This is a genomic window from Nocardia alni, from assembly GCF_019038435.1.
Taxonomy (GTDB): domain Bacteria; phylum Actinomycetota; class Actinomycetes; order Mycobacteriales; family Mycobacteriaceae; genus Nocardia; species Nocardia alni.
The window spans coordinates 18,402-42,772 of the sequence record NZ_JAGPOX010000045.1; the positions used below are offsets into that span (position 1 = coordinate 18,402).

Consider the following 24,371-nt stretch of genomic DNA (forward strand, 5'->3'; position numbering starts at 1 on the left):
GCGCGAAGATCCTTGTGCCGCCATCGGAACCGCGGCATATTCGATGCTCAGTCCAGCCGGAAGTCTGATCCGCAGGACACGAGCCGGACGCGGCCGCCGGGATGCGTGGCCGCTGCGAGGACCTCATTGATGTGCGAGATGATTTGTGGCGCAGATAATCCGGTGGAACCGGCTTGCGCGGTGTGGCCGTCCGAGAGCAGGTCGACGTCGAAACCCAGGCTTTGGGCCGCCCGGACGGTGGCGTCGATGCAATAGTCGCTGGCCGCGCCGCCGACGACTACCGTATCGACGTCCAGGTCGGTCAGGGTCGCGGCGAGGTCGGTTCCATAGAAGGAATCCGTGGCCGCTTTCGTCAGAAATCGATCGGTGGGCCTTGCGTCCAGCTCCGGGTGCAGCGCCCAGCCCGGGGTGTCGAGGGCCGGTTCGCCGGATGAGTCGGTGTGCTGGATGAACACGATCGGGATGTCCCCACGCCGTCCCGCTGCGATCACGGTGTTGAGGCCAGCGATCAACACCTCTGGCTGCCAGCAACTTTCGAGGACAGCTATCTGCGCGTCGATGATGAGGATCGCCCTGGACCGCGAATCGAGCATGTCGACTCCGATCGAGCGCTGCCGGTAATTACTACGAATTGTAGTACTGCGAGCGGGAGGTGACCAGGGCGCTCCTCTCAGGACCAGGAGCCAGGAACTTTCCTGATTCACTTACTCCGATGCGGTGGCCGATACGGCTTGGTTTCATTGCGGCAGCGACGATGCCGGTCTGCTAGTGCCAGGGCTCGGTGCCGACACCGCGCGGCATGAGCGCGGTTCTCGGGGTCGGCGTCGACCGGCCACTCCGCCAGAGTCCCGGCATCGAGATGCGCACACAGGCATCACCATTGTCCCCGGCCTTCGGAGGGCGTTAATGTGTTGCGTCCATGGGGAATTCGGTGGTCTCGGGACCGCCTGCCGGGATGACAGGCAGGGTTACCGAGGATGGGTGTGCTGGGTCGTGGAGGATGGTTTGGGTGGCGCCCTGGACATCGGGGGTGGTGCCGAAGGGTTGGCCGGTGTTGGGGTTGGGGGCGAATTGGGGGTAGTCGCTGCTGGAGATTTCGAGGCGGATGCGGGAGCCGGCCTTGACCAGGTAGCTGGTGGGCCAGATCTTGATCGTGTACTGGTAGGGCCGGCCGGGGACGGTGGGTGTGGGGTTCTCCAGGGAGTCGCGGAAGGGGGTGCGGATGATCCCGTCGTTGAGGTTCATGGTGGAGCCGTCGGGCGCTACCTCGACCAGTTTCGCGGTGAAGTCGGTGTCGGGCGCGGTGGAGGACGCCCAGAGTTTCACCTCGGTCGGGCCGGTGATCTCGGTGTCGGCGGACATCGCGGCCGTGGTGTAGGTGAGCACGTCGGAGCGCTGTTCGACGACATATTGATCGTAGGGGCCCTGCGGGCCACTGCTCGCGCCGCAACAGGAGTGGCCGCCGGCGCTGGGGACGGGATCGTTCGGATCGTAGTAGTAGGTGTCGGGGGCCTGCGAGTCCTTCGGCTGCGCCGCGGTGAGCTGGCCGAAGCGGCCCGTCTCGCCGTTGCCGCCGTTGCCGGACAGGTAGTAGGTGGTCCAGCGGGTGTTGGGCAGCGGCCAGGCGGTCGCCGTCTTCCACTTGTTCGCGCCCATCAGGAAGTAGTCGACCGTGGGCGCACCTGCGACCTTGTTGTCCTGACCTTTCAGGAAATGGTCGTACCACGCCAGCATCAGGTCGTTGACCGGGCTGCTGCCGTTCGGATCTGCCATATCGTCGAGCATGGGCGCGGAGACATCGGCGCCGGGCCTGCCCCAGCCGACGTGATCCCACGGACCGATCACGATGCGCTGATTGGCACGGGCCTGCGAGGTGCCGCCGCGCTGCACCATACCGGTGAAATTCTCTGTGCCACCGGCCAGGAAGGCGTCATACCAGCCCTCGAAGTCGAGCACCGGGATCTTCACGTTCGGGTATTTGTCGCGGATGCTCCACTGCTTCCAGTAGTCGTCCCGCGTGGGATGCCGCATCCAGTCGAAGAACCAGGGGGCGACGTTCGTATCGCCCGGATGCATCGGCGGGAATTGCTGGTACGGGCGATAGGCCATCCAGCGGGTGAACTGCGCCGAATCGTTCTGCAGCTGTTGGGCCGTCGCGGTGTCGCCGCGATTGACCGCGGCCGTCTCACCGATCGTACCCATCGCCCACGGCTCGATGAACGCCAAGCGGAACTCGCCGCCCTCGTAGGTCCAGCCGTCGTAATAGTCGGACGCGGTGTTCGAGGGCACGATGGTGACCAGGTGCGGCGGGGCGGTGACCGCCGAAAGCCATTGCGTGGCACCCACATACGAGGAGCCGTACATGCCCACCTTACCGTTGGAGCCGGGCAGCCGCGCGGCCCACTCCACCGAGTCGTACCCGTCGTTCTGATCGTTGGCGAATTCGGTGAAGGTGCCGCCTGACGCGCCCTGACCCCGAATATCCTGCACGACAACGAGATAGCAGTGCGAGGCGAACCAGTCGGGACTCTGGAACCGGTACGGCTGGATCTGCGCCTCCGTCTTGCCGTACTGGGTGCGCATGAGAATCACCGGCACCGGATCCTTGGTCCGGGGGCGATACACATCGGCCTTCAGCACGACGCCATCGCGCATGGTGGCGGGCACATTCGTCTGCTCGTCGACCGCACAGCTGCCACGCCCCTGCGCAGGCGGCCACTTCGCCGCTGCCTGGGGCCCGCCGCCGGACGAACCGCTCCCCGATCCCCCGCACCCGCTCAGGATCAGCACCCCGGCGGCCACCATCGCGGCCGCGCGGACAATTCGATTGCGCCACCGACGATTCCCCGACATGCCTCGACCGTAACACCGAGCACCGACACATACGATCGTGTTCGGCATCCCGCCCAAAACGGATAAGTTTCACCCTCGAGCACCCCGGCTCGCCCGAGAACTTCGCACCCTGCGGCCAGCATCATCGACTCGGAATGTTCCGTCGTCGTGCGTCTGCGTGTCCAACGTCCACGCAGGGGCTGATGCACTCGGACCCGCGAAATCCCCGCGCTCCCCGGCTTTTTACTCGGCCGATCACCAAAGCGCGGAATACTCCGCCGGCGGATTCCTCAGCTCAGGATGCTCGATCGCGTACTCGCGACCATGAATCCGCTCCATCGCATAATGCCACGCCAGGTCATGAAAGATCATCCCGCGATACGGTTCGTCCGCCGCCTCGTACGGATACAGCTCCAACGCGTCGGCTCGAGCCCGCGCAGCCGGCAGTCCCCCATACCGCTGCATCACCCACGCGAAACAGAGCCGCTCACCCTCCAGATACTCGACGTACTCGTCCTCACCCCATGCGGGTCCAGCCCCATCCACACACCGAGTGTAGGTGGCGCACACGGCGAGTGGACTTCTATCGAACGACGCACATCGCTGAACGACGCACATCGCTGGTCGCACCCGGCATCGCCCGTGATGGCCGATCCGGCAATACCCCATCGCTCCCAACCGCATACGTGCCGGGCGGAGGGCCGATCAACCCCGTGCCCGGCCGCGCACCGCATTGCGCAACGGACCCGCGAAATCCCCGCGCTTCCCGACCTCGACCACATCCAACTCCAGCCAGTCGGCCATCTCGCGCAGCGCACGAGCCAGCTCCGCGGCGACATAGGGGCTGTCCCAGCCCGATTCGGCGAACGCGCCCGGCACCAGCAGCCGCCCCGAGGCTCGCTCGGCGCGCAGATCCACCCGGGCCACCAGCTCACCGTCGAGGAGGAAGGCGAATACGTAGTACCCGTGCACCCGCTTGTGCTCGGGCGTGTAGATCTCGATGCGGAAGTGGAAGTCGAAGATCCGCTCGGCGCGCGGGCGGAAGAAGATCAGCGGGTCGAACGGGCACAGCAGCGCCGCGCCCGTGATGCGGCGCGGGGTGCGGGCGGCGGTGTGCAGGTAGGCGGGCTTGTCCCAGCCGTCGACCAGGACCGGTTCGAGTTCACCCGCGTCGACGAGGTCGGCGATGGCGGGCTCGGTCTGACGACGGTGCAGGCGGTAATAGTCGCGCAGATCGGCCTCGGTACCGACGCCCAGGGCCGTGGCGGAGCGGCGCACCAGTTCGCGCACCGCCTCGCCCTCCTCCACCCGGCGGGCCAGCACCTGCGGCGGCAGCACTCGCTCGGTCAGATCGTAGTGACGCTGGAAACCGACTCGCTTGTCCACCGACAGCTCACCGATGGCGAACAACTGCTCACACACCACCTTGGTATCGCTGTAGTTCCAGCCCCAGTGGTCCTTGCTGCGCGGCCGGTCGAGCTCCAGATGCTTCTCGACCTCACCCGCCGTGCACGCCCCGAACTCGCGAATCACCTCGAGCACATCCTTGGGCAGGTGCGGGCTGCGCTCGAGCACCTGCCGGGCGCCACCCCACCGCCCATTGCGGAATTGCCCCATCCGCCAGCGCATCAGCGGCCAATCCTCGACCGGGACCACCGCCGCCTCGTGCGCCCAGTACTCCACCAGCTTGCGCGGGCGACGCACACTGTGACTCCAGGCCGCCTCGTCCAGCAGGGCGCGGTCGTACGCGCCGATCCGGCTGAATACCGGCGCGTAGTGTGCCCGCACCACCGCGGACACCGAATCCAGTTGCAGCAGCTGGGTTTTCTCCCACACCCGCGCCACGGTCCGGCGAGTGGGCTCGGCCTGCGGGCGCGGCGTGGCGAATCCCTGGGCGGCGAGAGCGGTCCGGCGGGCCGCTGCGGCGGTCATGGTACGCACGAGAAGAACGATGCCATGTGGCACCGACAAGTTCGCCATTCCACCCGGTCCGCGGCGGTTCCTGGTCCGGCGCGAGCCCGGGCGTTCGGTCTCGAGCGCGACCACCGGCTCGAGCCGCCCGGCCGAGTTCGTCGTACCCCGGGTCCACAATTGCCGTATCTGATAGGTTGAGTTCCATCGGATACATTCGTGTATCGAAAACCGGACACCGCGCTCCACACCACCACACAGGCCCGCAATCGCCGAGGAGTTCGCATGACACAGCAGCCGGATGCCATCGTCGTCGGGGCCGGGCTCGCCGGGCTCGTCGCCACCTACGAGCTCACCCGCGCCGGTCGCCGGGTGCTGGTGCTGGACCAGGAGAATCGCAACAATCTCGGCGGGCAGGCGTTCTGGTCGCTCGGCGGCCTGTTCTTCGTGAACAGTCCCGAACAGCGCCGCATGGGCATCAAGGACTCGTTCGACCTGGCCTGGCAGGACTGGCAGGGTTCGGCCGGATTCGACCGGGACGATCAGGACCTGTGGGGCCGGCAGTGGGCCCGCGCCTACGTCGAGTTCGCCGCCACCGAGAAGCGGCAGTACCTGCACGATCTGGGCCTGCGGGTGACACCGCTGGTCGGCTGGGCCGAGCGCGGCGGCTCGAGCGCCGACGGGCACGGCAATTCGGTGCCGCGCTTCCATCTCACCTGGGGTACCGGGCCGGAAGTGGTGCGGGTGTTCCTCGAACCGGTCCTCGAGGCCGAGAAGCGTGGACTGGTCGAATTCGCCTTCCGGCACCGCGTGGACGAGCTGATCATCGAGGACGGCGCGGTCGTGGGCGCGCGCGGCGGCGTGCTCGAGCCCACCGACCTCGAGCGCGGCAAGGCATCCTCGCGAGAGGTGGTGGGCGAGTTCGAGTTTCGCGCGCCAGCGGTGCTCGTCTCGTCCGGCGGCATCGGCCACAACCATGAGCTGATCCGCAAGAACTGGCCGGTCGATCGGCTGGGCCCGTGCCCGGAGCACATGATCTCGGGTGTGCCCGCGCACGTCGACGGCCGGATGCTGGGGATCACCGAGCAGGCGGGTGGGCGGATCGTGAACCGCGACCGCATGTGGAACTACACCGAGGGCATCCACAACTGGAACTCCATCTGGCCCGACCACGCCATCCGGATCATCCCCGGCCCGTCCTCGATGTGGTTCGACGCCAACGGAAAGCGTTTGGCCGCACCGAATTTCCCCGGGTTCGACACCAACTCCTCGATGCGGGAGATCCTCGCCGCCGGTTACGACTACTCGTGGTTCGTGCTGAACCAGAGCATCGTGGAGAAGGAGTTCATGCTCTCGGGGTCCGAGCAGAACCCGGACATCACCGGTAAGGACCTCAAGGTCACCCTCAAGAGCCGCGCCGCCAAGGGCGCCCCCGGCCCGGTGGACGCGTTCCTGAAGCACGGTGTGGATTTCGTGACCGCGAACAACATCACGGATCTGGTCGCGGGTATGAACAAGCTGGCCCGGGGCCCGCAGCTGGACGTAGCCGATCTCGAGCGCCAGATCGTCGCCCGCGATCGCGACGTGGCGAACAAGTTCAGCAAGGACGCGCAGCTCATGGCCATCGGCAACGCCCGCCGCGCCCTCGGTGACAAGATCGCCCGCGTGGTCAGCCCGCATCGCATCCTCGATCCGGCCCACGGCCCGCTCATCGCGGTCCGGCTCAACGTCCTGACGCGCAAGACCCTCGGCGGCATCCAGACCAACCTGGATTCCCAGGTGATCGGCCCGGACGGCACCGGCCTGACCGGCCTGTACGCGGCCGGTGAGGTCGCCGGATTCGGTGGCGGCGGGGTGCACGGCTACAACGCCCTCGAAGGCACGTTCCTCGGTGGATGCATCTTCTCCGGACGCGCGGCCGGACGGGCAATGACGCGGCGGTCGCGCTGAGCCGCGCCGGGATGCGCGGCTACGCTCCGGCCATGACCGATCGGCCGCAGGCGTTGCTGTTCGACGTCCAGGGCACCGCCACGGACTTCCACACCACGCTCACCCGGGCCGGCGAACGCGCCCTGGGCGCGGGCTACCCCGGCCGCGACTGGGCAGGATTCGTCAACGATTGGCGGGCAGCATATTTCGAACGTCTCCGGGCGCACAACGACACCGATGGCTGGATCAGCGTCGATTCGGTGTACCGCACCGCCCTGGACGAACTCCTCGACGCCCGAGGCATGGACCTGGATCCGCCCGCACGGGACGAACTCACCGCGGCATGGCGACTCCTGGACGCCTGGCCCGACGCGGTACCCGGGCTGACCCGCCTGCGCACCCGATACACCCTGGCCACACTGTCCAACGCCGATGTGGCCGCGGTGGTGAGCATCACCCGGCACTGCGACTTCCCGTGGCACGCGGTCTTCGCCGCCGAAATGGCCGGTACGTTCAAGCCGGACCCTCGCGCATACCGCACGGCCGCAGGCTATCTCGGCCTGGAGCCGGGCCAGATCATGATGGTGGCCAGCCACAAGTACGACATCCGCGCTGCCGCCGAGCTCGGTTTCAGCACCGCGTTCGTCTCGCGCCCACTCGAATTCGGCGACCCCGCGCTGGCCGACTTCGAGTTCTCGGACGAATTCGACATCAACGCAACGGATTTCCTCGACCTGGCCGACCAACTCGGCTGCTGAGCGACGCAGGACCCGACCCGCGCGACGAGGAACCGGTGTGACACCGGGTCGTCGGCAGTGCGTCGACCCCGACGAATCGGCTCGAATTGCGTTGCCCGATGGACGAGCACACCCGGCCGGTGCACGACGTTCGAAACCCCATCTTGCTTTGACAGCAATATTTAAGGTCAACGCCAGATCGTTACCAGGCTCGCGCCGTTTTCTTAGCGAGAACCGCGGGAGTACACCGCGATTCGCAGTATCGCCGATCCACACGGCCGAAAGTCGCCGGTGGACTAGTGAACCGAGGTCGATCATGAACACCCTGCTCAGATTCAGCGCCACCGCCACCCTAGCCGTGACCATCGCCGGTCTGACCGTCGGTGCCGCGAACGCGGCTCCCGGACCGGCCGCCGCCGCAGTCCCGGCGGCGGTAATCCCCGCACCACAGGCACAACCGGTCGACGCTCAGTCCGACTACAACAACGCCGTGCAGGCCCAACAGGCCGGCGCGGCCAACGGAGCAACGACCGGCGCCATCGCCGGAGCCATCATCGGCGCGCCGATCGGCTGCGTCTTCGGCATCCCCTTCGGCGCCGTACCGGGCGCGGTTGTCGGAGCCGGAATCGGAGCCATACCCGGCGGGGTGATCGGCTGTGGCGTCGGCGGCGTCATCGGCGGCGGCTTCGGCGCGCTGATGGGCGGGACGCTCGGCAGTGCCATCGGCGGCTCCGTGGCCGCTCCGAACATCGTGCCGCTGTGCTATCGGGCCGAACCCGCTCTGTACTGCTACGGGCAGTACCAGGACCAGGACTGACGGCCGACTCGAGGACCGAAGACCGACAACCTGGTCAGGACACAGGCCGTGCGCGCCCTGGACGACAAGACGCGCGCACGGCCCACCGCTGTCGAGCGGCGGTTCCGACCTCCGCCCACACCTTTTGCTCCCAAAACACCACGCATTCCGGATGCGGCTACCCACGCCGCCTGCTCAGGCAGTCCGCCTCTACGGCAGCGGCACCACATGGCGTATCGCACTCCCCTACAAGCCGACACCGAACCTCTGGGACGAGCGCGACATCAGCACAGGGTTAGCCAATCAGCCAGCTTGCCGAGGCGTATTCACGGCAGCCCGTGCGTGCCCAGCGCGTCGAGCAAGCCGGTCCGGCGTTCGGTCGTCGGCAGTGGGTCGACCCAGGCGAACTGGCAGCCGAGTGCCGTTGCGGCGCCGTCGTTCTCGACGCTGTCGCCGACCATCAGCGTCGATTCGGGACGCACATTCAGCTGCTCCAGCGTCCACTCGAAGATCGCCGGATCGGGCTTGACCGCACCGACCTCGAACGACAGCGCGTAGAGCTGGACATACCGATCCCAGTCGCGCGCGACGAAGCACGGCCGCAGGTCGAACGGGATATTGCTGAGGACCGCGACCGCAATTCCATTGCCCGCCAGCGCCTCCAGCACCTTACCGGTGTCCGGGTAGGGCGTCCATGACACCGGATCGATCATGCGTGAGTACAGCCGCTGCGCGATCTCACCCTCGATCCCGCCCTGCCGCAACACCTCCCGGTAGACCTTGCGGTGTTGCGCGGGATCCAGATCCCGCTGCTCCCATGCCCACTGATGCTCCGAATCGAACCGCGCCGCCTGATGCACGGGCACTGTGAGCTGGTGCATGACCTCCGCGGCCTCGGCCTCGCTCAGGGGTCGCCCGTCCGTTGCGGTCAGGTCGGCGGCCCAGCTGTCATCCGCCTCGAGCCGGAACAGCGTGCCGGAGAAATCGAAGAGCACCGCGTCGATAGTCACGCGAGACAGCTTACCCAAGTCATCCCATGATCTAGATCACCTATCAGCTTGTCTGAGGAGTTTGTTACCGTGGGATCATGGTCGACTCCCCTATTGTCCAGGTCGGCGGCGTGGATTTCGTCCGCAACGGCAACGCGATCCTGTCCGATATCTCGTTCACGGTCCGTCCGGGCGAACACTGGGCGCTGCTGGGCCCCAACGGCGCGGGCAAGACCACGCTGCTGAAGATGGTCGGCGCCTTCGAGCACCCCACGCGGGGCACGGTCGAGGTCCTGGGCAAGCGGCTGGGCCGGGTCGATATGCGGGAGCTTCGCAAGGCCATCGGCCACGTCGACCCCCGTCACGCATTGCCCTATCCGCTGACCGTGCACGAGGTCGTGCTCACCGGCCTGACCAATACCGCCGATATACAGCAGCGCTGGACCCCGACCGGTGAGCAGATCACCGAGGCCGACCGGCTGATCGAACTGCTGGGAGTGTCCCACCGCCGCGATGCCCGCTGGCCCACCCTGTCGCAGGGCGAACGGGGCCGCGCGCTGATCGCCCGCGCCCTGATGGCCGATCCCAGCCTACTGCTCCTGGACGAGCCCGCCACGGGCCTGGACGTCGCCGGACGCGAACAGCTCATCGAGCGGATCGACGGCCTGCAGAACGCCCATCCGGGACTGGCCTCGGTTCTGGTGACCCATCACCTCGAGGAACTGCCGCCGGGCACCACGCACGCCATGCTGTTGCGCGAGGGTCGTTGTATCGCAACGGGTTCGGTCGACGACGTGCTCACCAGCGAGAACATCACCGCCTGCTTCGACCACCCGATCCGGCTGACTCGCACCGACGGCCGCTGGCAGGTGCGCAGCGACCGCGCGGTGCGCGTCTGAACTCCGGCACAACGCCATCGGCCCCGGCCCGTGACTTGCGGGCCGGGCCGACACCAGAGTCAGTCGACGGGCCGCACGACCGGGTATTCGCCCGTGTACCCCTCCCGCTCGGCCGCGATGGCCAGGACCCGCTTGCGCGAGGCGAACCAGCCGATGACCAGCGCCGGGACGATCACCACCAGCAGCGCCACCGTCCACGTGCCGACCGGATAGTCGAACGCGGTCAGTATCAGCACGACCACCAGGAATATCAGCGTCAGAATCCCGGTGTACGGCGAGCCGAACATCCGATACGCCGGACGCTCCAGCCGCCCGAGCTTGGACCAGCGCCACAACTGCAACTGGCACAGCACAATCGCCGCCCAGGAGGCGAGGATGCCCAGCGAGGCCACGTTCAGCACGATCTCGAACGCCTGCTTGGGGACGAAGTAGTTGAGCGCGATACCCAGCAGCGCGATGAAGGCCGTCAGCATGATGCCCCCGTAGGGCACACCGCGGCTGTTCATCCGGCTGGTGAATTTGGGCGCGCTGCCGTTCATCGACATGGAGCGCAGGATGCGCCCGGTCGAGTACAGACCGGCGTTGAGGCTGGAGAACGCGGCGGTGAGCACCACGAAGTTCATCACCGAACCAGCATGCGGCACACCGAGTTTGGAGAAGAAGGTGACGAACGGGCTCTCCCCCGCCGCATACGCGGTGTAGGGCAGCAGCACCGCCAGCAGCACCAGCGAACCGATGTAGAACAACGCGATACGCGCGATCACCGAATTGATCGCGCGCGGCATGATCTTCTCCGGATTCTCCGTCTCACCGGCCGCGGTGCCGACCAATTCGACTGCGGCATAGGCGAACACGACACCCGAGGTGACGGTGACCAGCGGCAGGATACCGGTCGGGAACCAGCCGTGCGCGGCGTTGATCACGCTCAGACCGGTGCTGTGCCCCTGGATGGTGAACCGCCCGCCCAGGAAGACCACACCGACGATCAGGAATGCGACCAGCGCGACGACCTTGATCAGCGCCGCCCAGAACTCCAGCTCGCCGAACCATTTCACCGAGATCAGGTTGACACTCAGCACCAGCACCAGCGCGATCAGCGCGAGCAACCACTGGGCGACGTGCTGGAACGCACCCCAGTAGTGCATGTAGGTGGCGATGGCCGTGGTATCCACGATTCCGGTCATCGACCAGTTCAGGAAGTACATCCAGCCCGTGACGTAGGCGGCCTTCTCGCCGTAGAACTCACGCGTGTAGGACACGAACGACCCGGAGGACGGCCGGTGCAATACCAGCTCACCGAGCGAACGCAGAATGAAGAAGACGAACAGGCCGCACACGCCGTAGACCAGGAACAGTCCCGGTCCGGCGCTGGCCAATCGTCCGCCCGCGCCCAGGAACAGGCCGGTTCCGATCGCGCCGCCGATGGCGATCATTTGTAGCTGACGCGGTTTCAGGCTCTTTTGGTAGCCGCTGTTCTCCGCGTCGAGGAATTCCTTGCCCCGTACTTCGGTCATGTGACGGTTCAATCCTTCGCAGTGGGTCGGTCGAGGGCACAGGGTACCTGGCGATACCCTCGAGGCATAACCGACAGTTGAGACAACGATCACCACAGCGCGGTACCGGCTGGCTACCACCCGGCGACTGTCCATGATCTGGACCGTGGTCTACCAGCCGCACGCTGCTACGGTTTTGCCGGATCGTCGCGTCAGCTCCCGGATACCCCGCGTTCACACTAACGCCCCAGTGCCGACCGCGTCGGCCAACACCCACTGCGGGGAAGTCGCGTTCATCTCGAAGTAACCGGCCATTGGATAAAGTCCGAGCATGACGCGGATCCGGCACGTGCACACGGGCGCTACCGCTGTACTGGTTCTGATCGGCAGTCTGCTCACGGCCTGTTCGTCGAGCCCCGGCACGTCCGCCGCCGGGGCCGGATCGTGTGCCGAGGCTCCGAACGGCACGCATATCGCCGCCGACGCACCTACTGCGACAGGCGATATCGCCACGAATCCGGAGATCGGCACCGGCTACCGCACCGGCATGAGTCCGGTGCGCACCCGCACGTATATGGTCTCGGCCGCGAATCCCATTGCCACACAGGCGGCCTGCCGGGTACTGGCCTCGGGCGGCACCGCAGCCGACGCGCTGGTCGCCGCCCAGATGGTGCTGGGCCTGGTGGAGCCGCAGGCCACAGGCATCGGCGGTGGCGCGTTCCTGATGTACTACAACGCCGCCACCAAATCCGTCGACGCCTACGACGGCCGGGAGATCGCCCCGGCCTCGGCGACGGAGAACTATCTGCGCTGGACCAGCGATGCCGATCACACTCCGCCGCAGCCCAGTACGACCGCCAGCGGTCGCTCGATCGGCGTGCCCGGCGTGCTGCGCATGCTGCGGATGGCGCACGACGACCACGGCAAGCAATCCTGGCGCGACCTGTTCACCCCGGCCATCGACCTGGCCGATCACGGTTTCCCGATCAGCCCCCGCATGGCCGCCGAGATCGCCGCCTCCGCAAAGGATCTGGCCCGCGACGACAACGCGAGGGCGTATTTCCTGAAACCTGACGGCTCGCCGAAGCCCGAGGGCTACACCATCACCGATCCGGCGATGGCAAAAACCTTGAGCGCCATCGCCTCCGACGGACCGGACGCCTTCTACACCGGCGCCATCGCCAAGGATATCGTCGACACCACCGGCGCCACCTCGGCCGGGCGCACCCCGGGGCAGATCACCCTCGCGGACCTCGCCGGGTACCGCGCCGAGAAACGCACCGCCATCTGCACCGATTACCGCACGCACATCCTGTGCGGTATGCCCGGCCCGTCCTCGGGCGGTATGACCGTCGCCGCGACGATGGGCATTCTGGAGAATTTCGATCTCGCCTCGCTCGCACCCGATCATCCAGATCGCGACGGCGGCGTGCCCAAGGCCCAGGCCGTCCATCTGATCTCGGAGGCCGAGCGCCTGGCCTACGCCGACCGCGACAAATACGTCGCCGACCCGGATTTCGTTCCACTGCCGGGTAATTCGCCCGACACCCTGCTGAACAAGCCCTACCTGAAACAGCGTGCGGCGCTGATCAATCCGGCACACACCATGGGCAGCGCCCAGCCCGGCGACTTCGGCCCGGTTCCGCTCGGCACCGGGCCACAGCAGCCCGAGCACGGCACCAGTCATATCTCGGTGGTCGATGAGTACGGCAATGCCGCCGCGATGACCACCACGGTCAACGCGGCGTTCGGCTCGTTCCACGTCGTCGACGGCTTCGTGCTCAACAATCAGCTCGAGGATTTCAGCTCGATCCCGACCGGCGCCGACGGCGCACCGCTGGCCAACCGGGTGCAGGGCGGCAAGCGTCCGCGCAGCTCGATGAGCCCCACCCTGGTCTTCGACCGCGATCCCGACGGCTCACGCGGCCGCCTCGCGTACGTGACCGGCTCCCCCGGCGGTTCGGTGATCATTCAGTTCGTCGTGAAAACCCTTGTCGGTCTGTTGGATTGGGGCTTGAATCCGCAGCAGGCGGTCTCCGCTCCCGACTTCGGCGCGGCCAACACGCCGGTCACCGGAATAGGCGGCGAACATCCCGATATCAAGGCCACCGACAACGGCGAGCACGACCCGCTCGTGCGGCAGCTACGCGCGATGGGACATCAGGTCTCGGTGGTGCAGCAGTCCAGCGGCCTGAGCGCATTGAAACGCGAACCGGGAGGCTGGATCGGCGGCGCGGACCCACGCCGCGAGGGCGCTGTCATGGGCGATACCCGCTAGCGGGACATCAGCCGGCACTCAGCTACCCTGCGCGGCGGTGTATCTCGCGCCCAGTTCGCGGAAACGATCCATCGCCTGCGCCGCGCGGTCACCGTCGTTGACTCGGATCGCCATCATCGGCATGTACTCGTCGCCGACCAGTTCCAGTCTGGCCCAAGCCTTTTTGTCCGGGATGGATACCCCGAGGATATCCTTCCACTGGAATTCGTTGTCGCCCAGAACATTCCGCACGACCACGCCACTTTCACCGACCCGCACCCGCGGCCGCGTCAGCGTCAGCACCGCCAAGGCCAGCAGCAGCCCGAATACGATCACGGCCACCTGATCGTCGACACGGAAGTTGACCCCGGTGGCACTGTGCCCCGACAACACCCCCGCCAGGATGAACAACACCGCGAGCACCCCGGCCACGATGCGCGAGACGAGCACCGCCCGGCGCGGTCGCACTTCCAGATCCCAGTCGGACACAGTCCTGGTGTCCTGCTTCACGTTTCGGCCTACCCTTTCAGACTGCCTGCCGCAGCGCACGCAGGGTCAGCGCGGCATCCAGCGCCGCCGCGCACGCCTGCTCGCCCTTGTCCTCGGACGAATCGGGCAGCCCTGCCCGATCCAGCGCCTGCGCTTCGGTATTCACCGTCAGCACGCCGTTGGTGACCGGGGTGCCCTCGTCCAGCGAGACCCGGGTCAGCCCGGCTGTCACCGCATCGCAGACATACTCGAAATGCGGTGTCTCCCCGCGGATCACGACACCGAGGGCGACCACCGCGTCGTGCGTGCGGGCCAGCGCCTGCGCGACCACCGGCAGTTCCATCGCGCCCGCGCAGCGCACCACGGTGATCTCTTCGACGCCCGCCGCGCGCGCCACCCGCTCGGCGTTGGCCAGCAGCGTGTCACAGATGACCGTATGCCACCGCGACGCGACGACGGCCACGCGCAGATCTCTCGCCTCGGCCAGGTCGAACTCCGGTACGCCGGTGCCGCTCATCGGGAGAAAGTCCTCTCTCTACTACTGCGCTGTCTCGCCCAGGTCCAGATCATCGAGCCCGACCAGATCGTGGCCCATGCGGTCGCGCTTGGTACGCAGGTACCGCAGATTCTCGGCGGTCGCGCGCACCGGCATCGGCACCCGCTCGGTGATGCTCAGCCCGTAGCCGTCCAGGCCCACGCGCTTGGCCGGGTTGTTGGTCAGCAGGCGCATCGAGGTGATGCCCAGATCGACCAGGATCTGCGCGCCGGTGCCGTAGTCGCGCGCATCGGCGGGCAGGCCCAGCTGGATATTGGCATCGACGGTGTCGTGACCGTCGTCCTGCAGTTGATACGCCTGGAGTTTGTGCAGCAGGCCGATGCCGCGGCCCTCGTGCCCGCGCATGTACAGCACGACGCCGCGCCCCTCGGCGGCCACCATCTCCATCGCCGCGTGCAACTGCGGGCCGCAGTCGCAGCGCAGCGAGCCGAACACGTCACCGGTCAGGCATTCCGAATGCACCCGGACCAGCACGTCCTCGCCGCCGTCGACGCCGATGTCGCCGAGCACGAGCGCGACATGCTCGACCTCGTCGTAGATGCTCTTGTAGCCCACGGCCTTGAAATCGCCGTACCGGGTGGGGATCCGGGCCTCGGCGATGCGGTCGACCTGCTTCTCGTGCTTGCGCCGCCAGGAGATCATGTCGGCGATCGAGATCAGCGCCAGCTCGTGCTCGTCGGCGAAGATCCGCAGCTCCTCGGTGCGGGCCATATCGCCCTCGTTCTTCTGGCTGACGATCTCGCAGATCGCACCGGCCGGGCTCAGGCCGGCCATCCGGGCCAGGTCCACCGCGGCCTCGGTGTGGCCGGGGCGGCGCAACACGCCGCCCTCCTTGGCTCGCAACGGAACCACGTGTCCGGGGCGGTTGAAATCACCGGCGCTGGCCTCCGGGTCGGCGAGCTGACGCATCGTGGTGGCGCGATCGGCGGCGGAGATGCCGGTGGTGACACCCTCGCGGGCGTCGACCGAGACCGTGTAGGCGGTGCCGTGCTTGTCCTGGTTGATCGCGTACATCGGCGGCAGGCCCATGCGATCGCAGTCGGGCCCGGTGAGCGGCACACAGATGTAGCCCGAGGTGTAGCGAATCATGAAGGCCACCAGTTCGGGGGTGGCCTTCTCCGCGGCGAAGATGAGGTCGCCCTCGTTCTCACGTCCCTCGTCGTCGACGACGACAACCGCCTTACCGGCGGCGATATCGGCGACTGCGCGCTCGATTGTGTCGAACCTGGTCACGTCTGCTGTGCTCCGTCTCGAAATAGGTGCCACTAACACTACGGCGTGGCCCCGTGGGGTCGTTCGCCGCCCGAACTATCGGTGCTGCATGAGTCGTTCCACGTATTTGGCGATGATGTCGACCTCGAGGTTCACCGTCGTGCCCACCGGCGCCGTCCCGAGCGTGGTCAGCTCGCGGGTGGTGGGGATCAGCGAGACCTCGAGCCAGTCGCGATCCTCCCCTGTCGCATCCGCGCCGATTCCCGAGACCGTCAGCGAGATGCCGTCGATGGTGATCGACCCCTTCTCCACGATGTACCGGGCCAGCGCCTCGGGCACCGAGACGCGCACGACCTCCCAGTTCTCCTGCGGATCGCGCGACACGATGACCCCGGTGCCGTCGACGTGGCCCTGCACGATATGCCCGCCCAGGCGGCTGTCCACCGCGGCCGCGCGCTCCAGGTTGACCCGGGAGCCGACGTCGAGCTTGCCGATGCTGGAGCGGCTGAGCGTCTCGCCCATCACATCGGTGGTGAAACTGTCACCGTCGACGATGTCGACCACGGTCAGGCATACGCCGTTCACCGCGATGGAATCACCGTGCCTGGCGTCGGAGGTCACCAGCTTGCCGCGGATCCGCAGGCGCGCGGCGTCCGCCAGCGGCTCGACCGCGACGATCTCACCCAGTTCCTCGACGATGCCAGTGAACATGCCCGCGTCTCCTTCTCCGGTGCTCGTCTGCGCCAACCGTCCGGACGGCGGGCGGTATTCCCTTCCGCGCCGCCACCGGTGCGTCACCAGCCTAACCAGGCCGAACCGGCGAGGGCACCGGGCGTCTTGCTGGGCGGAATCCAGACCGGAGGTCCAGGGAATCCGGACAGACGCGGATGCCTTCATACGAATCGCAGAGACTTCATCGAGTACACACTTGTAATTAACCGAGAATAATGGTCGATGATAGGGAATTTGACCGCGGAACAATTCTTGACGACGTTTTCTAGATCATCCCCTGGTCGATACGACACGTATCCCTGGATACCGTGCGCAAATGGGTTCTACCCATCCGGCGACGCGCTCACACATAACGCTTGCGTCGCGAACCAATCGGAAGCAATATTGTTGTGGCGTTGACCTCGAGGTTCAACTTCGTCCTCGGGCGTCTGCGGCACAGCATAGATGTCCGGTAGAGCTTTCCGATGATATTGCGAAGCAGTTCGGCACGGAAACCGTTCCACCCCGTCGCCCGCGGCGCGGGAATAGTCAGCGAAATCGAACCGACGGAAGGTTGAGGCCCGTCCGGGCCGGATCCAGGTTGGACGATAACCACACACATGGGGGTACGGAGTGACCACGCTTCTCGATTCGACACTCGAAGTCCGCTGTGTTCAGTACCGGCACGAATTTCATCTGCCCGCTTCGATCGATCCCGCGTCACGTCACATTCTTCTCGACATCGGCCGACGCTACGGGGCCGTCACCATGCCGGCCGACCTCGGCGAACGCGTACAGCTGCGGCTCGACCAAGCAGGTCTGGCCGGGCCGGTGGTGCACCACCCGCGCGCCCGGCGCTGGACCTTCATCACCGGCCCGGCCGGGCCGGGCTCGCTGTCCACATCCGTTGCCGCCGAACTGTTCCGGCTCTACGCGACGGTCGCCTGCACCGGCAGCCAGGTCGTGCTGCCCTCGGCCGACGACGAACGCACCGGATACCGCACCTGGGTCTGCGAGCCCGAGACAGCGGACACCGTGCCGCCCCTGGAGCTGGTCATCGAGGCCACTCGCGCCAGCGTCACGGCCCGCAACACCAACTAGAGAGACGGTCGGCCGAACCCTAGCTCGCCGCGGTCGCGGCCTTCTTACGGAGGATCTCCACGGTCGCGGCGCGGTCGTCGGTGCCGTACACCGCGGAACCCGCCACGAAACAGTCCACGCCGGCTTCGGCGGCCTGCTCGATGGTGTTCATGTTGATGCCGCCGTCGATCTCGACCAGCAGGCGCAGCTCACCGGCGTCCACGAGGCGGCGCACGGTGCGGGCCTTGTCCAGTACCTGCGCGATAAACGACTGCCCGCCGAATCCGGGTTCCACGCTCATCACCAGCAGCGTGTCGAAATTGCGAAGAATTTCCAGATATGGCTCGATCGGCGTATTCGGTTTCACCGACAGTCCGGCCTTGGCGCCGGCCGCGCGAATATCGCGCGCCACCGCGACCGGATCGTCGGTAGCCTCGGCGTGGAAGGTCACATTGTGCGCGCCCGCCTCCGCATAGGGCGGCGCCCAGCGCTCCGGGTCGGTGATCATCAGATGGCAGTCCAGCGGAATATCGGTGACCTTCAGCAGGCTTTCCACCACCGGCAGACCCAGTGTCAGATTCGGCACGAAATGGTTGTCCATCACATCGACGTGCACCCAGTCGGCGCCGTCGATCGCGCGCACCTCATCGGCGAGCCGAGCGAAATCGGCGGAGAGAATCGACGGCGCGATCATCGGCGCGGGGCGATGGAACTTCGGGGTCTCAGCGGAGGCGGACACAGCGCGAAGTGTAGCCGCCGGGCATCATGGCCCGGTACGCGCCTGATACCCGCCGAAACAAGTGGACGAACCGTTCGCGACCGGTTCATACCGACCGTTCCGTCACACCGGCCCGGACCCGCACGCGCGAACCATAGTGGACCACAACAGTTTGCGCCTCCCGACGGCCCGGCGCAGGTCGGACCGCCCGGCACATGCCGCAATTTGGGCACGGATTCGATTCCCGGGGCAATATTTGGGTAGCCTTCAGTGCGTGATCAACATTTCGGCGGAACAGGGACTGCGCGGCACCCCAGTGGAGATCGGAGTAGCGGCCACGGTGTCGCAGCTGCCGATCGTGCGCGGGCTCGCCGAAACTCTCGTGCTCCTCAGCGATTTCACCCTCGACGAGGTGGCCGACATCCGGCTCGCGGTGGACGAGGCGTGCTCGACGCTCATCGGGGTCGCCGCGCCCGGCAGCGTGCTGCGCTGCCGATTCACCGTCGGCGACAAGGATCTGCTGGTGCACGTGGCCGGTGTGGCGGCGGCGCAGGGCCTACCCGACCAACGCAGTTTCGGCTGGCATGTGCTGCGCACCCTCACCGACGAGGTGGATGCCGCCCAGGCTCCTTACGACGAGACCGTGCTCGGATATCCGACGACCGTGGAATTCCGGCGTGTCCGGGGGAAGGCATAGTGGTCGGCCGAGATCGTGGTGAAGCGGACACCGTGTTCGAATCCGATGATGCCCTGAAATCCGGCGGCGCGCAGGCTCCCGACGCGACGGCGGAGGCATCCGCGCACGCCGAAAAGGCCGCGAGCGAGTCCGACCCGGTCGAAAAAGAATCTGCCGCTGGTGAATCCGACGCCGCAGAGCCCGAAACCGAGGACGAGGACGTCGCCGAGGACGAGGTGGCCGAGGTCACCCAGTCCGTCTCCGGATACGACGATGTGGCACTGCTTTTCGAGCGGCTCGCCGCCACCGAACCCGGCAGCGCCCGCCACGGCGAGGTGCGCACCCAGCTGATCAGCCGGTGCATACCCCTGGCCGACCATATCGCCCGCAAATTCAGCGGCCGAGGCGAGCCTTTCGACGACCTGACCCAGGTCGCCCGGGTCGGCCTGGTGCACGCGGTCGACCGGTTCGACATCTCGCGGGGTTCGAACTTCCTGTCCTTCGCGGTGCCCACGATCATGGGCGAGGTACGCCGCTACTTCCGCGACAACACCTGGGCGATGCGAGTCCCCCGGCGCGTCAAGGAGACTCACCTGCGCATCGGTTCGGCGATCGACGCGCTGTCCCAGCAACTGGGCCGGTCTCCCACCGCCAAGGAGATCGCCGCCGAACTCGAGATCGATCCCGACGAGGTGACCCAGGCGGTCATCGCGGGCAACGCCTACCAGCCCAGCTCCATCGATGCGGTATCGGTCGGCCGCGACACCGAGGCATCCCTGCTGGACACCCTCGGCGAGGAGGAATCGCAGTTCGACCGCGTCGAGGAATACGTGGCGATCCGCCCGCTGCTGGCGGGCCTGCCCGAGCGCGAACGCCGGATCCTCACCATGCGCTTCTTCGAGTCGATGACCCAGACCCAGATCGCCCAGCGCATGGGGATCTCCCAGATGCACGTTTCGCGCATCCTCGCCAAAACCCTCGCGCGACTGCGAGAACAGACCGCACGAGAATAGAGAACCGGCCTCCCGCTCCATTCTGCGGGCCGATCTGTCCGGAAACGGACTTTCGAGCCTGAAAAATGTAGTAAGAGGCCAGGTTCGGACCGTCGCAAACTCCCCCGACCAACGGTCGACGGGTCGGCTCAGAAGAGCCCGTCCAAATCCGCCAGCAAGCGACGCTCGGAGCGGGCGCCGATCAAGTACGGACCGGCTGGCCCGTGAAGCACTATTCAACCCGTCCAGGAGCGGACACACGCAGGGTTGAACTGTGCGGAAGTGCCCCTCAACGAGGAAAGCGCGTTGACGCGTCGGCTCAGAACAGCCCGTCCAGATCTGCCAGCAGGCGACGTTTGGAGCGGGCGCCGACCAAGGTGTGGATCGGGGCGCCATTGCGGAACAGCATGAGCGTCGGCATGGACAGGACCTGGTAGGCGGCTGCGGTGGCCGGGTTGGCGTCCACGTCGAGTTGGGCGACCGTGAGGTGGCCGGTTTGTTCGGCGGCCAGCTCGTGCAGGACCGGCTCGATCATGCGGCAGGGCGGGCACCATCCGGCGGTGAACTCGACGAGCACCGGCAGGTCCGAGGTCAGGACCGTTTCGGCGAACGTGGCGTCGGTGACTGTCAGTAGGGCGGCGGTGGTAGTCACGAGATATCTCCCTTGTCCGATGCGGCCCCGCGGCCGCGGGGTTCCAGGTGGATGGGTGCGAGGGTGAATTCGCAGCGCGGTACGTCCGGGCTGGGCTCGTCGAGCTTGGCCGCGATCCAGCCGCGCACGCCCTGCAATTGGCCGATGAGTGCGTCGAGTTCGGCCAGTTTGCGCCGGTAGACCTCGGCCGAGGACGCGCAGTCGTCTCCGGACGTATGCCCGGCGCGTAGGCAGTCCACGAATGGACGGATCTCCTCCAGCTCGAATCCGCAGTCCTGAAGGGTGCGGATCTGGCGCAGGATCGTCAGGTCGGCCTCGTCGTAGCTGCGGTATCCGCTGCTGTCGCGGCGGGCCGACAGCAACCCTCGCGATTCGTAGTACCGCAGCGCGCGTGGGGTGGTCGACGCCCGCTCAGCCAGTTCACCGATGCGCATCCGACGTCCCCTCTCTCCGCCCCGCGGCCCCCTGCCGCACCCTGCCGCCCCAATAGGCGGTCGACAATCGATGGGATTCGCCGCACCGCAGACCGTCCGAGGCCACCGACACCCGCTCGGCTAGGTCACCGATGCGCATTCGTCCTTCGCTCCGCCCCTGGGCCCCAGCTCGCAGACCTTGCCGCACGCCACCGCACGGATGCGCGGTCGACAACCAGCCAGGCTCGCCGCAGCGCGGGCCGTACGGGGCCATCGGCACCCGTTCGACCAGATCACCGATGCGCATTCGGCGTCCTTCGCTCCGCCCCTGGGCCCCAGCTCTCAGACCCTGCCGCACGCCGCCGCACGGATGCGCGGCCGACAACCGACGAGATTCGCTGCATCGCACGCCGTACGGGTCCATCGACACCCGTTCGACCAGGTCACCGATACGCACCCGGACCACCTCAGCTCCATTACCCTGGGGCGGATTCTCGTCGGCCGAGTCCGAGGGCGCGCCAATTGTGCGCCCGGCCTTTCGCGTCACTGCTGTACCTCCTGCACTGGTGACCGACATCAGCCCGTCCACACTGCGGCGAGGCGGCCGTCGACCGATTCCGACGGTAAAGGTTCTCCTCGACGTCAAGGCAAGGCGTCCGCCGCGCATTCCCGCACGGCTTTGCCGTAGATTTCAGAGCGACCATGATCACCGGACCGTGAGTAAGGGGATGGTGTGACGCAGCTGCCGTTCGATTCGCTGTATCGGCACGGTTTCGTGCGGGTGGCCGTCGCAGTGCCGCCGGTGCGGGTGGCCGATCCGGCCTATAACGCCGAGCAGACGCTGACGCTGGCCCGGCGGGCCGCGGGCGACGGCGCGGTGCTCACCGTATTTCCCGAACTCGGGCTGTCCACGTACACAGCGGACGATCTGTTCCACCAGGATGCGCTGGATCATGCGGTCGGACAGGCGATCTCGCGGGTGGTCGACGAGAGCGCCGGTATCGATTCCGTGCTCGTGGTCGGCGCGCCGGTCCGGGCTCAGGGGCGACTGTTCAACTGCGGCATCGTGATCGATCGCGGCCGCATCCTGGGCGCCACGCCCAAGAGCTACCTGCCGAACTATCGCGAGTTCTACGAGAAACGGCAGTTCGCGGCCGCGCGCGAGGCCCTGGACGACCATATCGTGATCGCCGGGCAGCGTGTGCCGTTCGGAGCGGACCTGCTGTTCACCGCGACCAACATGGAGGACTTCGTCTTTCATCTCGAGATCTGCGAGGACGGCTGGGTTCCCTTGCCGCCCAGCGGATTCGCCGCCCTCGCCGGGGCGACAGTGCTGGTTAACCTGTCCGCGAGCAATATCGTGGTGGGCAAGGCCGACTATCGGCGGCAGCTGTGTGCCTCCCACTCGGCACGTTACGTCGCGGCCTATCTGTATTCCGCGGCCGGGTACGGCGAGTCGACCACCGATATGGCCTGGGACGGGCAGGCACTGATCGCCGAGAACGGCGAGATCCTCACCGAGGGTGATCGTTTCACCGATCAGCCGCAGCTGGTCACAGCCGACGTCGACCTGCGCAGACTGGCCGCGGACCGGCTGCGAATGACCAGTTTCGCCGATACCGTGCACGATCACCACGACCGGCTGACGCGGATGCGGCGCATCGAGGCCGGGCTACCCCTACCCACGAAGGCCGTCGAACTGCGCAGGCATATCCCCCGATTCCCCTATGTGCCCGCCAATCCCGCCGTCCGCAACGAACGCTGCGCCGAGGTGCACCACATCCAGGTGGCCGGGCTCACCACACGACTGGCGGCGACCGGATCACAACGCGTGGTGATCGGCGTGTCCGGCGGATTGGACTCGACCCTGGCACTGATCGTCGCGGTCAAGACGATGGACCGGCTGGGCCTGCCGCGCACGAACGTACTCGCCTACACCATGCCCGGATTCGCCACCGGCTCCAGAACCTTGACCGATGCGCACCGGCTGATGCGGGCGCTGGGCGTCTCGGCGCACGAGATCGACATCCGCCCGTCGTCCACCCAGATGCTGCGCGACCTCGATCACCCTGCCGCGCAGGGTATCCCACAGTACGACGTCACCTACGAGAACGTGCAGGCCGGTGAGCGCACCTCGCACCTGTTCCGGCTTGCCAACCAGCAGAGCGCGATCGTGCTCGGCACGGGCGATCTCAGCGAACTCGCCCTGGGCTGGTGCACCTTCGGCGTCGGCGACCACATGTCGCACTACAGCGTGAACGCCTCGGTGCCCAAGACCCTGATCAAATACCTGATCGCCTGGTCGGTGGACACCGGCGATCTCGGCTCGGACGCCGACGAGGTACTGCGCTCGATCCTGGAGACGGAAATTTCCCCCGAACTGGTCCCCACCGAACCCACTGCGGACCAAGGGGATTCACAACCGGGCCAGAGTTCGGAGGCAGTGGTCGGCCCCTACGAACTCCAGGACTTCCACCTGTACTACACACTCCGCTTCGGCTACCTCCCCAGCCGCGTGGCCTACCTGGCCCGCCACGCCTGGTCCGACCGCACCCGCGGCCTGTGGCCCGATCTGATCCCCGCCGACGACCGCCACGAATACGACCTGCCCACGATCAAACACTGGCTCGCCGAATTCCTGCGCCGCTTCATCCAGACCAGCCAGTTCAAACGCTCCACCCTCCCCAACGCGCCGAAGGTCGGTTCCGGCGGATCGCTCTCGCCGCGCGGAGACTGGCGCGCGCCCAGCGATGCGGTGGCGACCGCCTGGCTCGACGAGCTGGAACACAACGTCCCCAACACCTGATCCCACGCCCCATTGCCAAGCTCGCGTGCCTCGGCCGATCCAACCCGTCATCCCAGCCTCCCAACGCACCGAAGGCCGGCTCCAGCAGGTCGCCGTCCCCGCGCGGAAACTGGCCCACCCCCAGCGATCCGACGGCCTGGCCCGACCAACTCGAGCAGAACCACATCCCACGACCCCACCGTCAACCCGCCATGCTTTGGGCCGAGATCCATCGAAACCAATT

At 66.8% G+C, this 24,371-nt stretch carries 22 protein-coding genes; 9 read left to right on the forward strand and 13 right to left on the reverse strand.

Features of this window, described 5'->3' with window-relative positions; translation table 11 throughout:
- Positions 1-47: 47 nt before the first annotated feature.
- The 4 genes from JZ791_RS18795 to JZ791_RS18810 form a co-directional block, all read right to left on the reverse strand.
- Positions 48-593: an isochorismatase family protein gene (locus tag JZ791_RS18795; RefSeq protein WP_216896448.1), complete on the reverse strand. Its 546-nt coding sequence runs from the start codon at positions 591-593 to the stop codon at positions 48-50.
- A gap of 310 nt (positions 594-903) precedes the next feature.
- A complete protein-coding gene (locus JZ791_RS18800; protein WP_216896481.1) occupies positions 904-2,805 on the reverse strand; it encodes a CocE/NonD family hydrolase in 1,902 nt (633 codons plus the stop codon).
- Between the two features lie 282 nt (positions 2,806-3,087).
- On the reverse strand, positions 3,088-3,378 hold the full coding sequence (locus tag JZ791_RS18805; protein ID WP_216896449.1) for a hypothetical protein: 291 nt from the start codon (positions 3,376-3,378) through the stop codon (positions 3,088-3,090).
- Between the two features lie 159 nt (positions 3,379-3,537).
- Positions 3,538-4,773: a winged helix-turn-helix domain-containing protein gene (locus tag JZ791_RS18810; protein ID WP_216896450.1), complete on the reverse strand. Its 1,236-nt coding sequence runs from the start codon at positions 4,771-4,773 to the stop codon at positions 3,538-3,540.
- Between the two features lie 255 nt (positions 4,774-5,028).
- Between JZ791_RS18810 and JZ791_RS18815 the strand changes: the two genes are divergently transcribed.
- The 3 genes from JZ791_RS18815 to JZ791_RS18825 all read left to right on the forward strand — a co-directional run bounded on the left by JZ791_RS18815 (position 5,029) and on the right by JZ791_RS18825 (position 8,226).
- A complete protein-coding gene (locus tag JZ791_RS18815; protein WP_216896451.1) occupies positions 5,029-6,693 on the forward strand; it encodes an FAD-binding dehydrogenase in 1,665 nt (554 codons plus the stop codon).
- A 32-nt stretch (positions 6,694-6,725) separates the two neighbouring features.
- On the forward strand, positions 6,726-7,430 hold the full coding sequence (locus JZ791_RS18820) for a haloacid dehalogenase type II (RefSeq protein ID WP_216896452.1): 705 nt from the start codon (positions 6,726-6,728) through the stop codon (positions 7,428-7,430).
- 295 nt (positions 7,431-7,725) lie between these two features.
- The gene (locus JZ791_RS18825) at positions 7,726-8,226 is read left to right on the forward strand and encodes a hypothetical protein (protein ID WP_216896453.1); all 501 of its coding nucleotides are present in this window, start codon (positions 7,726-7,728) and stop codon (positions 8,224-8,226) included.
- A gap of 305 nt (positions 8,227-8,531) precedes the next feature.
- Here JZ791_RS18825 and JZ791_RS18830 read toward each other — a convergent pair whose 3' ends face one another.
- Positions 8,532-9,215, reverse strand: a complete 684-nt coding sequence (locus JZ791_RS18830; protein ID WP_216896454.1) for an HAD family hydrolase — start codon at positions 9,213-9,215, stop codon at positions 8,532-8,534.
- A gap of 77 nt (positions 9,216-9,292) precedes the next feature.
- Here JZ791_RS18830 and JZ791_RS18835 point away from each other — a divergent pair, with 77 nt between their 5' ends.
- Positions 9,293-10,093: an ABC transporter ATP-binding protein gene (locus tag JZ791_RS18835; RefSeq protein WP_216896455.1), complete on the forward strand. Its 801-nt coding sequence runs from the start codon at positions 9,293-9,295 to the stop codon at positions 10,091-10,093.
- A gap of 59 nt (positions 10,094-10,152) precedes the next feature.
- Here the strand turns inward: JZ791_RS18835 and JZ791_RS18840 are convergent, their stop codons facing one another.
- Positions 10,153-11,607 carry an amino acid permease gene (locus tag JZ791_RS18840; RefSeq protein WP_216896456.1) on the reverse strand — a complete coding sequence of 485 codons (1,455 nt, stop codon included), beginning with the start codon at positions 11,605-11,607 and terminating at the stop codon, positions 10,153-10,155.
- Between the two features lie 310 nt (positions 11,608-11,917).
- Here JZ791_RS18840 and ggt point away from each other — a divergent pair, with 310 nt between their 5' ends.
- Positions 11,918-13,864: a gamma-glutamyltransferase gene (gene ggt / locus JZ791_RS18845; RefSeq protein WP_216896457.1), complete on the forward strand. Its 1,947-nt coding sequence runs from the start codon at positions 11,918-11,920 to the stop codon at positions 13,862-13,864.
- An 18-nt stretch (positions 13,865-13,882) separates the two neighbouring features.
- Here the strand turns inward: ggt and JZ791_RS18850 are convergent, their stop codons facing one another.
- The 4 genes from JZ791_RS18850 to JZ791_RS18865 form a co-directional block, all read right to left on the reverse strand.
- Complete coding sequence (locus JZ791_RS18850; RefSeq protein ID WP_216896458.1) at positions 13,883-14,353, reverse strand: PH domain-containing protein; 471 nt, start codon at positions 14,351-14,353, stop codon at positions 13,883-13,885.
- A 16-nt stretch (positions 14,354-14,369) separates the two neighbouring features.
- The gene (ribH, locus tag JZ791_RS18855; protein WP_216896459.1) at positions 14,370-14,849 is read right to left on the reverse strand and encodes a 6,7-dimethyl-8-ribityllumazine synthase; all 480 of its coding nucleotides are present in this window, start codon (positions 14,847-14,849) and stop codon (positions 14,370-14,372) included.
- Positions 14,850-14,870: 21 nt separating this feature from the next.
- A complete protein-coding gene (locus JZ791_RS18860; protein ID WP_216896460.1) occupies positions 14,871-16,121 on the reverse strand; it encodes a bifunctional 3,4-dihydroxy-2-butanone-4-phosphate synthase/GTP cyclohydrolase II in 1,251 nt (416 codons plus the stop codon).
- A 75-nt stretch (positions 16,122-16,196) separates the two neighbouring features.
- Positions 16,197-16,811 (reverse strand): riboflavin synthase, encoded by a 615-nt coding sequence (locus JZ791_RS18865; RefSeq protein WP_216896461.1) that lies wholly within the window; start codon positions 16,809-16,811, stop codon positions 16,197-16,199.
- A 633-nt stretch (positions 16,812-17,444) separates the two neighbouring features.
- Here JZ791_RS18865 and JZ791_RS18870 point away from each other — a divergent pair.
- Complete coding sequence (locus JZ791_RS18870) at positions 17,445-17,912, forward strand: hypothetical protein (protein ID WP_216896462.1); 468 nt, start codon at positions 17,445-17,447, stop codon at positions 17,910-17,912.
- Between the two features lie 19 nt (positions 17,913-17,931).
- On the opposite strand, the gene rpe is transcribed toward JZ791_RS18870, so the two are convergent.
- Entirely contained in the window at positions 17,932-18,585 is a 654-nt protein-coding gene (gene rpe, locus JZ791_RS18875; protein WP_216896482.1) for a ribulose-phosphate 3-epimerase, read from the reverse strand.
- A gap of 298 nt (positions 18,586-18,883) precedes the next feature.
- Here rpe and JZ791_RS18880 point away from each other — a divergent pair, with 298 nt between their 5' ends.
- Positions 18,884-19,306, forward strand: coding sequence for an ATP-binding protein (locus tag JZ791_RS18880; protein WP_216896463.1), 423 nt, complete (start codon positions 18,884-18,886; stop codon positions 19,304-19,306).
- Between the two features lie 215 nt (positions 19,307-19,521).
- Complete coding sequence (locus JZ791_RS18885; protein ID WP_216896483.1) at positions 19,522-20,298, forward strand: SigB/SigF/SigG family RNA polymerase sigma factor; 777 nt, start codon at positions 19,522-19,524, stop codon at positions 20,296-20,298.
- Positions 20,299-20,596: 298 nt separating this feature from the next.
- Here the strand turns inward: JZ791_RS18885 and trxA are convergent, their stop codons facing one another.
- A complete protein-coding gene (gene trxA / locus JZ791_RS18890; RefSeq protein WP_216896464.1) occupies positions 20,597-20,929 on the reverse strand; it encodes a thioredoxin in 333 nt (110 codons plus the stop codon).
- A complete protein-coding gene (locus tag JZ791_RS18895; protein ID WP_216896465.1) occupies positions 20,926-21,363 on the reverse strand; it encodes a MerR family transcriptional regulator in 438 nt (145 codons plus the stop codon). Before JZ791_RS18895 ends, trxA begins: the two co-directional genes overlap by 4 nt.
- Positions 21,364-22,075: 712 nt before the next feature.
- Between JZ791_RS18895 and JZ791_RS18900 the strand changes: the two genes are divergently transcribed.
- A complete protein-coding gene (locus JZ791_RS18900) occupies positions 22,076-24,148 on the forward strand; it encodes an NAD(+) synthase (protein ID WP_216896466.1) in 2,073 nt (690 codons plus the stop codon).
- Positions 24,149-24,371: the final 223 nt, after the last annotated feature.

Coding starts and splice junctions, on each gene's coding strand:
- JZ791_RS18795 (WP_216896448.1), bottom strand. CDS start 593: ATGCTCGATTCGCGGTCCAGGGCGATCCTCATCATCGACGCGCAGATA.
- JZ791_RS18800 (WP_216896481.1), bottom strand. CDS start 2,805: ATGGTGGCCGCCGGGGTGCTGATCCTGAGCGGGTGCGGGGGATCGGGG.
- JZ791_RS18840 (WP_216896456.1), bottom strand. CDS start 11,607: ATGACCGAAGTACGGGGCAAGGAATTCCTCGACGCGGAGAACAGCGGC.
- ribH (WP_216896459.1), bottom strand. CDS start 14,849: ATGAGCGGCACCGGCGTACCGGAGTTCGACCTGGCCGAGGCGAGAGAT.
- JZ791_RS18815 (WP_216896451.1), top strand. CDS start 5,029: ATGACACAGCAGCCGGATGCCATCGTCGTCGGGGCCGGGCTCGCCGGG.
- JZ791_RS18835 (WP_216896455.1), top strand. CDS start 9,293: ATGGTCGACTCCCCTATTGTCCAGGTCGGCGGCGTGGATTTCGTCCGC.
- JZ791_RS18865 (WP_216896461.1), bottom strand. CDS start 16,811: ATGTTCACTGGCATCGTCGAGGAACTGGGTGAGATCGTCGCGGTCGAG.
- JZ791_RS18820 (WP_216896452.1), top strand. CDS start 6,726: ATGACCGATCGGCCGCAGGCGTTGCTGTTCGACGTCCAGGGCACCGCC.
- JZ791_RS18895 (WP_216896465.1), bottom strand. CDS start 21,363: ATGCGCATCGGTGAACTGGCTGAGCGGGCGTCGACCACCCCACGCGCG.
- ggt (WP_216896457.1), top strand. CDS start 11,918: ATGACGCGGATCCGGCACGTGCACACGGGCGCTACCGCTGTACTGGTT.
- JZ791_RS18825 (WP_216896453.1), top strand. CDS start 7,726: ATGAACACCCTGCTCAGATTCAGCGCCACCGCCACCCTAGCCGTGACC.
- rpe (WP_216896482.1), bottom strand. CDS start 18,585: ATGATCGCGCCGTCGATTCTCTCCGCCGATTTCGCTCGGCTCGCCGAT.